Below are 12,794 nucleotides of genomic sequence, written 5' to 3' on the forward strand. Positions count from 1 at the left end.
AAAAAGGGGCCGGCACGATACCCGACGTGCCGGCCCCTTTTTTCTCATGGCCGCGGCAGGATCGCCGCGCCACCGTCCTTTACTGGGTCGCGAACTGGATCCGGTGCAAACCGGCGTAGAGGCCGTTGGCCGCCAGCAGTTCGGCGTGGGTACCCTGCTCCGCGACGCGCCCATGGTCGAGCACGGCGATCCGGTCGGCATTCTCGATGGTCGACAGCCGGTGCGCGATCACCAGCGTGGTCCGGCCCTTCATCAGCTCTTCCAGCGCCGCCTGCACCTGGCGTTCCGATTCCGAATCCAGCGCGGAGGTGGCCTCGTCCAGGATCAGGATCGGAGCATCCTTGTAAAGCGCCCGGGCGATTGCCAGGCGCTGGCGCTGGCCACCGGACAGCTTCATGCCGTTGTCGCCGATATTGGTGTTCAGCCCCTCAGGCAATCCCTTGACGGTCTCGGTCAGGTACGCCGCCGCCAGCGCACGCTGCACGCGCGCCATGTCGATCTCGGTCTCGCCATGCGCGCCATACGCCACGTTGGCGGCAACCGTATCATTGAACAGCACCACGTCCTGGCTGACAAAGGCGATCTGGTTGCGCAGGTCCTTCAATGCCAGCTCGCTCAGCGGCGCGCCGTCCAGCAGGATGCGCCCTTCGGTCGGGTCGAAGAAGCGCGGTACCAGGTTGACCAGCGTGGTCTTGCCGCTGCCCGACGGCCCCACCAGCGCCACCACCTCGCCCGGGCTCACGCGCAGGTCGATCTGCTGCAGCGCGGGCCGCTGTGCCTCGCCATAGCGGAAGCCGACGCCCTCGAAGGCCAGTTCGCCGCGCACGCGGCCGATAGCCTTGCCACCATCCTGCGGCTCGACCGGCTCGTCGATCAGCCGGAAGATCATCTCGGCGGCGGTAATGCCGCGCGTCAGCGGCTGGTTGATGTCGGTCAGGTGCTTGAGCGGCGAGATCAGCAGCAGCATCGCCATCACGAAGCCGGTAAAGCCGCCCACGGTAGTCTGGTTGCCCTGGGCCTGCACCATCGCAATGGTAATGATCACCGACAGTGCCAGCGCAGCCAGGAACGCCGTGACCGGCTGGTTCAGGCCGCCGGCCACCGCCATGCGCATCGAGTAATTCTTCAGCCGCTCGGCCACGATGCGGAAGCGCGACAGCTCGTACTGCTCGCCGCCATGCAGCTTGACCACCTTGTAGCCGCCAACCGCCTCTTCCACCACATAGGCAGCGTTGTTGGTGTAGGTCTGGTGGTCGCGGTTGAGCTTGCGCAGCCGGCGGTTGATCTTCGACATCAGATAGCCGATCACCGGCAGGATCACCGCCACGATCAGCGTCAGGCGCCAGTTGGTATAGAAGAGGTAGATCAGCAGCGCCACGACCGTCAGGGAATCGCGCACCAGCGTGATGAACACGCTGGTCAGGATCTGCAGCACCTGGTTGACCTCGAAGATCACCGCATTGATCAGCGATGCGGCCGTGTTGCGGTGGAAGAACCCCGCCGGCGCATGCAGCAGGCGCTCGAACATCTGCATGCGCATCTTCAGCAGCACGCGGTTCGAGATCAGGTTCAGCAGGTAGCCGGAAGCGAACTGCGCCACACCCCGGATCAGCGCCACGCCGGTCAGGATGGCAGGCACATGCCACAGCGTGCCGGCGTAGTCGCCACCGAAACCCTTGTCGAGCAAATCGTTGACGACCTTGGGGATCACCCCTTCACTGGCCGCAACCACCGCCATGGCGATGATGGCGCCGACAAAGACGCGCAGCTCTGGGCGCAGGTAAGACCAGAGCCGGCTGGCCATGCTGGAGGGCACGGTGGAGCCGGGTGAGATGGGCGGTTTGGATGTGGTCACTGAATGTCTTTCTGCTTTCTGTGTGAGTGCGCCGTCAGGGCTGGTCCGGCATCTGGCGCGGCGGCCTGGCCCTTATCCCGCCCGCTTCTGCCGCGCTACGCGCAGGAAGGGCCGGACGAAGACCTGGAACAGGAACCGCTGGTAGACGTAGCGGCGCAGATAATAGCCGATGCTGCGCCGCGCCTTGTCGCTGGCATCGAGATCGGCACGATGGCCTTCCAGCGCGGAGTCCTGCGCAAGTTCCGTCAGCCCGATGCAATACGGGACCACGGCACGGACCGTCACCAGGCCCTGCTTCTCGAACGCGGACCAGTAGTCGGCAGCACACCAGACCGGCTGGAGCCCCGCCAGCAGGCGCTCGGCCGCGGCCCGCGTCACCACGTAGCCATGCGCCCGCCACCATTCGCCATAGCGGCGCACCAGCTTGCGCCCGTGGCCAAGCGGCCGCGTGCCCCAGCGGGTGTACTTGTCGACGTGGGACAGCAGCACCACTTCCGCACGGTCCGGGTCGAGATGGGCTTCCAGCTCGGCGAGCACCGCCGGCAGGTCGTCGCCCAGCATGGCGTCGTCCTCCAGCACCAGCGCAAAGGCCGCGCCGTCTTCCAGCATCTGGCGGCATACGCCGAGGTGGCTGAGCGCACACCCGACTTCGCCGCGGCTCATGGGCCGGTACCGCACCGCGGCCGCGGCGGCATCGTAGCGGCATGCCACGTCGTGTTCGGCAAGCGCGCGCCCGTCCACGGCAGCATAGACCTGGAACGGGACACCGAGGCGTTCAAGCTGCGCGGAGATGCGTTGCCGGCGCGAGCCCGCGCTCGCCAGGTTGATGACGTAGGCGCCGATCATGCCGCCACCGCCCGTGCGCCCGGCCGTGCCGGCAACTCCGGCACCTTGCGCTGCGCGACCACGATGGCAAAGCAGGTCGCGATCATCAGCGTGTAGAAGGCATTGGTCATGGCGATGAAGAACATCGCTTCGGTCAGCCCGAACAGCAGGAAGCCAATGCTGATGGCGAGCCCCATGGTGGCAGCGGTGCGCGTGACCATGTCGCGGCTGCGCAGATGGCGCAGGAAAAAGCCTGCCGGCACGAGGTATAGCGCAAGTACCGCAAGCACCCCGGGAATCCCCTGCGTTGCCGCGATGTACAGCACATCGTTGTGCGAGTGCGCGAACTGGGTGGTTGCAGGCGTAATGAATCCGCTTGCTGCCATGGCCTTGAGGTTGGCCTCGAATGCGTCCGGTCCCACGCCGGTCATCGGGTGCGTTTCCAGCATGTGCAGCGAGGCCTTCCACAGCTGCAGGCGCCAGCCCTCCGACGTATCCAGCCCGCGGTGCGTCACTACGGCCGCATCGATGCCCGGTGACGAGACCGCGGCATTGAGATTGGCGACCGCCTCATTCACACGCTTGCGGACGACATCGCTGCAGTATCCGGCTACCGCCATGCCTCCCACCAGGACCGCGAGCAAAGCGGCACGGGCGCGGATGGTCCATTTGCGCATGATGGTGATCGCAATCAGCAGCAGCACGGGGATGGCGAGCCAGCCGCCACGTGTCGCACTGGCATACGATGTATAGACCCCGGCCGCGCCGGCCAGCAGTTTGGGCGCCATCGAAAGCCACTGGCCGCGCCGGTCCCATCCAATCGAAATCAGCGCGAGCATCCCCATCAGCAGGGACAGATTGGAAAAGGGGATGACGTTGTTGACGCCGACATGGTCCGGCCGCCCCCCGGCGGTGGCGGTGTACATCCAGACCGCCGAAACGATCGCACCCACCACCAGCCCCCACTGCACGGCCTGCAGCGCACGCCGGTCGAGCAGTGCGAGGCCCCAGGCCAGCAACCCGAACAGGGCGAAGCGCAGGTAGAGATACGGCAGGCCCATGCCATCGCCGCTGACTACCTGGCGCAGCAGGAAGGCCGCCGGCACGGCCGCCATCGCTGCCGCCACCACCCAATGCTCGCGCAGCATCGCCCCCCAGTCGTACAGGCTGGCGCGGGGCTGCACGGACAGCGCGAACACGCACCACAGCAGCAGGAAACTGAAACAGGCATTGGCCGCCGAAGGATAGGTCAGCAGCAGGATGGGAAAGGAGATCAGTGCGGCACATGCCACCAGGGAGAAAACTTTTTCCATCCCTGTGAATCGGGACAAATGTGCTCTTATCATCAAGTTCGCAATTGGAGAAAACGGCGCCGGGGCATTGCCCGCCGGCCGGCGGAAACCACCAGGCGGCGCCGGGGCCACTGCGCCGGTGCGGTAGAATACGCGATCTTCCATCAGCACTCGGCTGTTGGCGGCGCCGGCGGCTCGTCGGTCTGCCCGACAGGGGTGCCGCCCATATTCCATGAAAGTCTCGGCCGTCATCATTACCAGGAATGAAGCTCACAATATCGGGGCTTGCCTCGACAGCGTGTCCTGGTGCGAAGAGGCGATTATAGTGGATTGGGCCAGCTCGGATGACACCGTGGCGATTGCGCGTGATGCCGGCGCCACTGTGATCCAGACCGAAGACTGGCCGGGATTCGGCCCGCAAAAGAACCGCGCGGTCAGTGCCGCCAGGGGCGACTGGATTCTCAGCCTGGATGCCGACGAGCGCGTCACGCCTGCGCTGCGCGATGAAATCCTGCGGCATATCTCCCGGCCCGATGCCCAGGCCCTGGCACTGCCGCGCCTGTCCGCGTTCTGCGGCACCTTCGTGCGCCATGCCGGCTGGTATCCGGACTATGTCACGCGCGTGTTCCGCAACGGCCGCGGCCGCTTCACCGACGACCTGGTCCATGAGCACCTGAAGGTGGACGATCACGTGACCCGCTTGCGCGAGCCGCTGATCCACTACAGCTACCGTTCGTTGTCGGACGTGCTGCGCAAGATCGACAGCTACTCCAGCGCCGGTGCGCAGCAGGCCTACGCGCGCGGCAAGCGCAGCTCGGTGGCTTCGGCCGCGGGCCACGGTCTGTGGGCGTTCATCCGCACCTACGTGTTCAAGCGCGGCTTCCTCGATGGCAGCGCGGGCTTCGGCGTCGCGCTGATGAACGCGCAGGCGAGCTACTACAAGTACGCGAAGCTCGCGCTGCTGCACGCCGCGGACAGCGCCCGGGTGCGCGGTGAAGCCTGACGCCCATCCTCTCACTGCAACCACCGATGAAAATTGGCATTTCCTGCAACCGCTTCGGCGCCGGCGGCGGCCTGGAGCGCTATGCGCTCGACATCAGCCAGGCCATGGCCGGCCACGCGGGCACCGAGGTGTCGGTCTACGCGCGCCGCTTCGATGCCGGCGTGGCGGCAGCGTCCGGCATCGAGCCGCACCGGATCGTGGTCTCTTGGCTGCCAGGCAAGTTGCGCGACCGCTATTTCTCCTGGCGCCTGCAGGCGCGCCTGCCTGCCGATGCGGTGCTGATCGGCTGCAATCGCGTGCGGGGATCCGACATCGCCATCTGCGGCGGCACCCATCGCGGCTACCTGGCCGCGCGCGGCACGCCGCCGCGCCGCTCCGACCGCTGGCAGATCGATCTCGAAAGCGCGCAGTACGCCGGCGCGCATTGCGTGGTGGCGCACTCGGCGCTGATGCGGCGCGAAGTGGTGGAGTTGTACGGGATACCGGAAGACCGGGTGCACTTGCTCTACCCGCCGGTCGACACGCAGCGCTTTTCGCCGGTCGACGACGCCACGCGCGCGTCACTGCGCAGCGAGTTCGGTTTTGGCGACGATGAGGTCGTGTTCCTGTTTCCGTCGTCGGGACATGCCCGCAAGGGATTCGACCTGCTGGCCGATTACTTCTCGAATTCCAGTCTGCCGATTACGCTGGCAGTGGCGGGCCGCCCGGTCGGGCGCAACATCCCGCGCGTGCGCGAGCTAGGCTACAGCAGCCGGATTGACGCGCTCTACCGCGCCGCGGACTTCACCATCCTGGCATCGGGCTATGAACCGTTCGGGCTGGTCGGGGTGGAATCCGTGCTGTGCGGCACACCGCTGGTGTTTGCCGACAATATCGCCTGCCTGGAAGTGATCCGGCCGCAGGCCGTCCATGCGTTCGCTCGCGACCGCGCCGATACGCTCGACCAGGCCATCCGCGCCGCCGTGCAGGCCGCGCAGTCCGGCCAGGCGAGGCTGGCGCAGCCGATGTCCATGCTGGACTACGATCCGCGCATCGGCACCCACGTCGATAGCCTGCTGGCACTGGCGGGGCAGGCGCTGGCCGCGCGGCGCGCCTGAGCACGCCGCCGGTGCGGCGTCATTCGTAGAGCGTATTCACGCTCTCTGGTGACAGCGCCTGCCGCAGCGCGCCCAGCGCTTCGTCGGACGGTACCACCTGCCACTCCTGCCCCAGCACGGCTTCGCACGAAGCGGTCCGGGCCTGGTAGCCGATCCGCACTGGCAATCCCTGCGCGCCGGTGGCGCGCGCCAGGTGCGGCATCAGCAGTTCGCGCAGCATCCCGGTCGAAGAATTGCCATTCATCACCAGACGCACGGCCGTCGCAAACCGGATCCGTGCCGCGGTCAGGTCCATCACCGATTCCGCGGTAAAGCGCACACCACCGGTAAAGGTATCGTGCCGCGCATTGCCGGTGGCGATCAGCAGCTCATCCTCGCGGAACATCTGCCGGTTGGCGTCGAAGACCTCGTTGAACACCGTCATCTCGACCAGCCCGGTGCCGTCGTCCAGCGTGACGATCAGCATCTTGCCGCGCTGGGTCATCTGGGTGCGGATGCCGGAGATCACGCCGGCGATGGTCTTGCCGCGCACGTCCCGGCCGAAGCCGCCGCCGTTGCCCTGCACTTCCTTTTCCAGCGAGGCCAGCGTGCCCTTGTTGAAGCGGCGCACCTCGTCGCGGTAGGCGTCGAACAGGTGGCCGGAGAAATAGTAGCCGAGCGCCTGCTTTTCTTCCTGCAGCGTGCGCTTGGGACTCCAGCGCGGCTCGTCGAGCAGTTCGGGGCGGTGCGCTTCGCCGGCATCGCCCATCAGGTCGAACAGCGACACCTGATTGGCGGACTCGGCCTTCTGCTCCGCGGCTTCCATGGCGATCGGCACCGAGGCCAGCAGCTGGGCGCGGTTGTCGTTCAGGCTGTCGAAGGCGCCGGCGCGGATCAGCGCTTCCATGGTGCGGCGGTTGACCTGGCGGCGGTCGACGCGCTCGCAGAAGTCGAACAGGTCCTTGAACGCCCCGCCCTCTTCGCGCGCGCGCAGGATGTCTTCGATCGCGCCCTGCCCGCTGCCCTTGATGCCGCCCAGGCCATAGCGGATGGTCTTCGGGTCGGTCGGCGCGAAGCGGTATTCGCTGGCGTTGACGTCCGGCGGCAGCACCGCGATCTTGTTGAGCTTGCAGTCCTCGTAGAGGATCTTGACCTTGTCGGTGTCATCCATGGCCAGCGACATGTTGGCTGCCATGAATTCGGCCGGGTGGTGCGCCTTGAGCCAGGCGGTGTAGTACGCCAGCAGCGCATAGGCCGCCGCGTGCGACTTGTTGAAGCCGTAGCCCGCGAACTTCTCCATCAGGTCGAAGATGTCGTCGGCCTGCTGCGCATTGAGGCCGTTCTTGTCGGCACCCTCGCGGAACATGACGCGATGCTGCGCCATCTCCTCCGGCTTCTTCTTGCCCATCGCGCGACGCAGCAGGTCGGCGCCGCCCAGCGAGTAGCCGCCGATGATCTGCGCCATCTGCATCACCTGCTCCTGGTAGACCATGATGCCGTAGGTCTCTTTCAGGACAGGTTCGACGCGCGGATCGGGATACTCCACCTTCTCGCGGCCGTGCTTGCGCGCGCAGAAGCTGGGGATCAGGTCCATCGGGCCCGGGCGGTAGAGTGCCACCAGCGCGATGATGTCCTCGAAGCGGTCGGGCTTGGCGTCCTTCAGCATGCCCTGCATGCCGCGGCTTTCCAGCTGGAACACGGCGACCGTATTGGCAGTCTTCAGGATGTCGAAGGCGGGGCCGTCGTCGAGGGGGATGTGGCTGCAGTTCCAGTCGGCCTTGCTCGGATCCAGGCGGCGGATATAGCGCTCGGCCCAGTCCAGGATGGTCAGCGTGGTCAGGCCCAGGAAGTCGAACTTGACCAGGCCGGCGGCCTCGACGTCGTCCTTGTCGTACTGGCTGACGACGCCGCTCATGCCGTCGTTCTGCGCGCCTTGCGTGTACAGCGGGCAGAAATCGGTCAGCCTGCCGGGCGCGATCAGCACACCGCCGGCGTGCATGCCGACGTTACGCGTCATGCCTTCGACGCGCTGCGCCAGTTCCAGCAGCTGGCGCACTTCTTCCTCGTTGTTCTCGCGCTCGGTCAGCAGCGGCTCTTCTTTCTTCGCTTCCTCGATGGTGACCAGCTTGCCCGGCTTGAACGGGATCAGCTTGGCGATGCCGTCGACAAAGCCATAGCCCAGGTCGAGCACGCGGCCCACGTCGCGCACCGCGGCCTTGGCGGCCATGGTGCCGAAGGTGGCGATCTGCGACACCGCGTCCTTGCCGTACTTCTCTTTCACGTACGTGATCACGCGATCGCGGCCGTGCTGGCAGAAGTCGATATCGAAGTCGGGCATCGAGACCCGCTCCGGGTTCAGGAAACGCTCGAACAGCAGCGCGTACTTGAGCGGATCGAGGTCGGTAATGCCCAGCGCATACGCGACCAGCGAACCGGCACCGGAGCCCCGGCCGGGCCCGACCGGCACGCCGTTGTTCTTGGCCCAGTTGATAAAGTCCGCCACGATCAGGAAGTAGCCGGGGAAGCCCATCTTGATGATGGTGCCGGTCTCGAACTCCAGCCGTGCGTAGTAATCCGGGCGCTTCGCTTCGCGCACCGCTTCGTCCGGGAACAGCACCGCCATGCGCTTTTCCAGGCCGTCCTTGGCCATGAAGACGAGGTAGTCGTCCAGCGACATGCCGTCCGGCGTCGGGAACAGGGGCAGGCGCGGCTTGCCCAGCTCCAGCGTCAGGTTGCAGCGACGCGCGATCTCGACCGCGTTCTCAAGCGCCGAGGGGATATCCGCGAACAGCGCGCACATCTCGTCCTGGGTCTTGAAGTACTGGTCGGTGGTGAAGCGCCGCGTGCGGCGCGGGTTGGCCAGCAGCTCGCCCTCGGCGATGCACACGCGCGCCTCGTGCGCGGTGTAGTCGTCCGGCGTCATGAACTGCACCGGATGCGTGGCGACCACCGGCAACTGCTGCTCGGCCGCCAGTTGCACGGCCTGCTGCACGTAGGCATCGGTGCCGGCATGGCCGGCACGCTGCAGTTCGACATAGAAGCGCTGCGGAAACACCGACGCCCAGTGCTGCGCGGCACGGCGCGCGCCCTCGGCATTGCCGTTGGCCAGCGCCATGCCGATATCGCCGCCCATCGCGCCGGACAGCGCGATCAGGCCGGTGGCAAGCGGCATGTCGTCTTCGCCCGGCTCCAGGAACCACGACGGATCGATCTCGGCGCGGCCGCGGTACTGGTTGCCCAGCCACGCGCGCGACAGCAGCATGCACAGGTTCAGGTAGCCGCGCCGGTCCTGCACCAGCAGCAGCAGGCGCGCGGGCTTGTCGCGGTCTTCGGCATTGGTCAGCCAGACATCGGCCCCGACTACCGGCTTCACGCCCTTGCCGCGCGCTTCCTTGTAATAGCGGATCAGCCCGAAGGCGTTGGCAAGATCCGTCAGGGCGAGCGCACCCATGCCATCGGCGGCGGCGGCCTTGACGGCGTCGTCGAGGCGGACGATGCCGTCCACGACGGAGTATTCGGAATGCAGGCGGAGGTGGACGAAGCGGGGTGCGGACATGGGCGACATTGTACCGGCTCGACCCGTCTGCCGGCCTCCAATATTGCGTGCAGGCGATGCGTGCACGCCGCTGCGCAAAGCTGATTGGAGTGGTTGGGAATGCGCGGCAGAAGCGCGCGCGCGCGTTATAATTTCGCCTTTCCAATCAGGCAGTTATTGCAAGCCGCCAACGCCCTCCCCGCCCTTCCGGGCGCGGCCGCGCAGGCGCCGTCCCTCATGCAGATCGTCAATATTTCCGCTTACAAATTCGTCTCGCTGGACGACATCGAGACCCTGCGCCCGGCCATGCGCGAGCGCTGCGAAGCGGCCGGCCTGAAAGGGACGATCCTGCTCGCGCCCGAGGGCATCAACATGTTCCTGGCCGGCCCGCGCGCAGCCATCGACGGTTTCATGGCGTGGCTGCATGCCGACGCGCGCTTCGCCGATATCGCGCCCAAGGAAAGCCTGTCGGAGAACCAGCCCTTCAAGCGCATGCTGGTGCGCGCCAAGAAGGAAATCATTACCATGAAGATGCCGCTGATCCGCCCGGAGAACGGCCGCGCGCCGTCGCTGCGGCCGGCGGACCTGAAGCGCTGGCTGGACCAGGGGCATGACGACGAAGGCCGCCCGGTGGTGATGCTCGATACGCGCAATGACTTCGAAGTGGCGGTCGGCACCTTCGAAGATGCGGTCGAGTACGACATCGCCAAGTTCAGCGAATTTCCCGACGCTGTCGCCGCGCACAAGGCAGAGCTGGAAGGCAAGACCGTGGTGTCGTTCTGCACCGGCGGCATCCGCTGCGAGAAGGCGGCGATCCACATGCAGGAAGTCGGCGTCGAGCGCGTGTACCAGCTCGAGGGCGGCATCCTGAAGTACTTCGAGGAAGTGGGCGGCAGCCACTATCGCGGTGACTGCTTCGTCTTCGACTACCGCACCGCGCTGAACCCGAACCTGGAGCCCGCCGGCCCCAAGCAGTGCTTCGCCTGCCGTGCGGTGGTCACGCCGGAAGAACAACAGAGCCCGCACTACGTGATCGGCAAGAGCTGCCCGCACTGCATCGACGCCAGGCAGGCGGCAGCCTGAGAGAAGCCCGGGGGTGGCCGCTCAGGCCGCCAGCAGGTGGTAGAGATTGCGCAGCATGCCCGCGGTGGCGCCCCAGATAAAGCGGTGGCCGCCGCCCTCGCGCGGATAGGGCATGGCGTAGAACAGGCGCTCGCCGTCGACCCAGCGGAACAGGCGCCGCTCGTGGTGTGACGGGTTCATCAGAAAGGCGAGCGGCACCTCGAAGACATCGGCCACTTCCGAGGCATCCGGGCGCAGCGTGAAACCATCGCGCACCAGGCCGACCACCGGGCTGACGTGGAACCCTGTGCCGGTGATGTAGTCAGGCAGCGCGCCCAGCACTTCCACGTAGGCGCGCGCCAGGCCCACCTCTTCTTCCGTTTCGCGCAACGCCGTGTCGATGCGGTTCGTGTCCCACTGCTCCTGCCTGCCGCCCGGGAAGCTGATCTGCCCCGCATGCGCGCTCAGGTTGGCGTTGCGCTGGGTCAGCAGCACGGTCAGGCCATCGCGGCGTTCCACCAGCGGCACCAGCACGGCGGCATCGCGCAGGCCGCGGCTGCGGTCGTAGACGCGCGATTCGTCGGTCAGCTCCGGCGCCCAGGCCGGCGGCACCTCGAAGCGGTGGCGGATGAAGTCGACCTGCAGGCGCGGCTCGCTCAATGGCGCATTGCGCAGGTCGGTGTCGACGACGGGAAGGGATTCGGGATCGAAGGCGGGACGCATAACAACTGCAAGTATGACAGAAGCGCGCAATTCGGCGCCGCAGCAAAATCGGGTGTTGCCCGCGCGCCAATGCAAAAAGGGCACCCATGGGGTGCCCTTCCTGAGGAAACGCTGGCCGGGTCGCCCCGGCCAGCATGTCCGGCTTACTCCGCAGCCTTGGCAGCGGTGGCAGCCTTCGACACCAGCTTTTCCTTGATACGTGCGGACTTGCCCGAACGCTGGCGCAGATAGTACAGCTTCGCGCGACGCACGTCGCCGCGACGCTTCACTTCGATGGCAGCGATCAGCGGCGAGTACAGCTGGAACGTACGTTCCACGCCTTCACCCGACGAGATCTTGCGCACGATGAAGGACGAGTTCAGGCCGCGGTTACGCTTGGCGATCACCACGCCTTCGTAGGCCTGCACGCGCTTGCGGTTACCTTCCACCACGTTCACGCTGACGATCACGGTGTCGCCGGGTGCGAATGCGGGGATGGTCTTGTTCGCGGTCAGACGCGCGATCTCTTCCTTCTCGATCTGTTCGATGAGGTTCATCGTTTTTTCTCCGTAACCATCGTGCCGGCGTTGTATGCCCCAGGCATGTCCCGGGCCCCGGCAGAGGATGGGGTTTTACCTGGCGGGAGTTGCCTCCCGCCCTTCCTTCGCCGCCCATTCCGACAAGAACTTCTCGTCGGCGCGGGACAGCAAACCTTGTTCGCGAGCCGCCTCGATCAAATCGGGACGCTTTCTCGCCGTATTGGCCAGCGCCTGCTGGCGCCGCCATTTCTCGATCTCGGCGTGATGGCCCCCGAGCAGTATCTCGGGCACCCGCACGCCTTCATATTCTTCCGGCCGCGTGTAGTGCGGACAATCCAGCAGGCCGTTGACGAAGCTGTCCTGCACCGCGGACTGCGCGTCGCCCAGCACGCCGGGCAGATGGCGCACCACCGCGTCGATCAGCGCCATCGCCGGCAGTTCGCCGCCTGACAGCACGAAGTCGCCGAGGCTGATTTCCTCGTCCACGCGGCGGTCGATCAGCCGCTGGTCGATGGCCTCATAGCGGCCGCACAGCAGGACCAGGCCCGGCCGTTCGGCCAGTTCCATCACCTTGGCGTGCGACAGCGTCTTGCCTTGCGGCGACATCAGCACCACGTGCGGCCGCGGCACGCCGGCCTGCGCCTGGGCTGCCACCGCGGCATCGATCGCATCGTCCAGCGGCTTGGCCAGCATCACCATGCCCGGGCCGCCGCCATAGGGGCGATCGTCGATGGTGCGGTAGTTGTCGACCGTGAAATCGCGTGGATTCCAGCTGCGCAGCGCATACCGCTGTTGCTTGGCTGCCCGGCTGGTAATGCCCCAGTCGGTCAGCGCACGAAACATCTCGGGAAACAGCGTGATCACATCGAACTGCATCCGCTCTCCCCCTCCTGGGCACAATGCCG

General features: G+C 66.3%; 10 protein-coding genes. 3 read left to right on the top strand and 7 right to left on the bottom strand.

Annotated features, from left to right (window positions below):
• Positions 1 to 79: 79 nt before the first annotated feature.
• The 3 genes from msbA to J8I82_RS19865 form a co-directional block, all read right to left on the bottom strand.
• Positions 80 to 1,804 carry a lipid A export permease/ATP-binding protein MsbA gene (gene msbA / locus J8I82_RS19855; RefSeq protein WP_209760592.1) on the bottom strand — a complete coding sequence of 575 codons (1,725 nt, stop codon included), beginning with the start codon at positions 1,802 to 1,804 and terminating at the stop codon, positions 80 to 82.
• A gap of 123 nt (positions 1,805 to 1,927) precedes the next feature.
• On the bottom strand, positions 1,928 to 2,701 hold the full coding sequence (locus J8I82_RS19860) for a glycosyltransferase family 25 protein (protein WP_209760474.1): 774 nt from the start codon (positions 2,699 to 2,701) through the stop codon (positions 1,928 to 1,930).
• Complete coding sequence (locus J8I82_RS19865; RefSeq protein WP_245179920.1) at positions 2,698 to 3,993, bottom strand: O-antigen ligase family protein; 1,296 nt, start codon at positions 3,991 to 3,993, stop codon at positions 2,698 to 2,700. The genes J8I82_RS19860 and J8I82_RS19865 overlap by 4 nt, the downstream gene beginning before the upstream one ends.
• 211 nt (positions 3,994 to 4,204) lie before the next feature.
• Here J8I82_RS19865 and J8I82_RS19870 point away from each other — a divergent pair, with 211 nt between their 5' ends.
• Complete coding sequence (locus J8I82_RS19870; protein WP_209760475.1) at positions 4,205 to 4,975, top strand: glycosyltransferase family 2 protein; 771 nt, start codon at positions 4,205 to 4,207, stop codon at positions 4,973 to 4,975.
• A gap of 26 nt (positions 4,976 to 5,001) precedes the next feature.
• Positions 5,002 to 6,072: a glycosyltransferase family 4 protein gene (locus J8I82_RS19875; RefSeq protein ID WP_209760476.1), complete on the top strand. Its 1,071-nt coding sequence runs from the start codon at positions 5,002 to 5,004 to the stop codon at positions 6,070 to 6,072.
• Between the two features lie 19 nt (positions 6,073 to 6,091).
• Here J8I82_RS19875 and dnaE read toward each other — a convergent pair whose 3' ends face one another.
• A complete protein-coding gene (dnaE, locus tag J8I82_RS19880; protein ID WP_209760477.1) occupies positions 6,092 to 9,607 on the bottom strand; it encodes a DNA polymerase III subunit alpha in 3,516 nt (1,171 codons plus the stop codon).
• Between the two features lie 216 nt (positions 9,608 to 9,823).
• Between dnaE and J8I82_RS19885 the strand changes: the two genes are divergently transcribed.
• Entirely contained in the window at positions 9,824 to 10,669 is an 846-nt protein-coding gene (locus tag J8I82_RS19885; RefSeq protein WP_209760478.1) for a sulfurtransferase, read from the top strand.
• Positions 10,670 to 10,690: 21 nt separating this feature from the next.
• Here J8I82_RS19885 and J8I82_RS19890 read toward each other — a convergent pair whose 3' ends face one another.
• The 3 genes from J8I82_RS19890 to trmD all read right to left on the bottom strand — a co-directional run bounded on the left by J8I82_RS19890 (position 10,691) and on the right by trmD (position 12,765).
• Positions 10,691 to 11,371: a CoA pyrophosphatase gene (locus tag J8I82_RS19890; RefSeq protein ID WP_209760479.1), complete on the bottom strand. Its 681-nt coding sequence runs from the start codon at positions 11,369 to 11,371 to the stop codon at positions 10,691 to 10,693.
• A 143-nt stretch (positions 11,372 to 11,514) separates the two neighbouring features.
• Entirely contained in the window at positions 11,515 to 11,907 is a 393-nt protein-coding gene (gene rplS, locus J8I82_RS19895) for a 50S ribosomal protein L19 (RefSeq protein ID WP_209760480.1), read from the bottom strand.
• A 75-nt stretch (positions 11,908 to 11,982) separates the two neighbouring features.
• Positions 11,983 to 12,765 (bottom strand): tRNA (guanosine(37)-N1)-methyltransferase TrmD, encoded by a 783-nt coding sequence (trmD, locus tag J8I82_RS19900; RefSeq protein ID WP_209760481.1) that lies wholly within the window; start codon positions 12,763 to 12,765, stop codon positions 11,983 to 11,985.
• Positions 12,766 to 12,794 lie beyond the last annotated feature (29 nt).

The organism is Cupriavidus consociatus, assembly GCF_017814975.1.
Taxonomy (GTDB): domain Bacteria; phylum Pseudomonadota; class Gammaproteobacteria; order Burkholderiales; family Burkholderiaceae; genus Cupriavidus; species Cupriavidus consociatus.

What these genes read in the sequence shown, in the direction of transcription:
- msbA (WP_209760592.1), bottom strand. Translation starts at nt 1,804, where the DNA reads ATGGCCAGCCGGCTCTGGTCTTACCTGCGCCCAGAGCTGCGCGTCTTT.
- J8I82_RS19860 (WP_209760474.1), bottom strand. Translation starts at nt 2,701, where the DNA reads ATGATCGGCGCCTACGTCATCAACCTGGCGAGCGCGGGCTCGCGCCGG.
- J8I82_RS19865 (WP_245179920.1), bottom strand. Translation starts at nt 3,993, where the DNA reads ATGGAAAAAGTTTTCTCCCTGGTGGCATGTGCCGCACTGATCTCCTTT.
- J8I82_RS19870 (WP_209760475.1), top strand. Translation starts at nt 4,205, where the DNA reads ATGAAAGTCTCGGCCGTCATCATTACCAGGAATGAAGCTCACAATATC.
- J8I82_RS19875 (WP_209760476.1), top strand. Translation starts at nt 5,002, where the DNA reads ATGAAAATTGGCATTTCCTGCAACCGCTTCGGCGCCGGCGGCGGCCTG.
- dnaE (WP_209760477.1), bottom strand. Translation starts at nt 9,607, where the DNA reads ATGTCCGCACCCCGCTTCGTCCACCTCCGCCTGCATTCCGAATACTCC.
- J8I82_RS19885 (WP_209760478.1), top strand. Translation starts at nt 9,824, where the DNA reads ATGCAGATCGTCAATATTTCCGCTTACAAATTCGTCTCGCTGGACGAC.
- J8I82_RS19890 (WP_209760479.1), bottom strand. Translation starts at nt 11,371, where the DNA reads ATGCGTCCCGCCTTCGATCCCGAATCCCTTCCCGTCGTCGACACCGAC.
- rplS (WP_209760480.1), bottom strand. Translation starts at nt 11,907, where the DNA reads ATGAACCTCATCGAACAGATCGAGAAGGAAGAGATCGCGCGTCTGACC.
- trmD (WP_209760481.1), bottom strand. Translation starts at nt 12,765, where the DNA reads ATGCAGTTCGATGTGATCACGCTGTTTCCCGAGATGTTTCGTGCGCTG.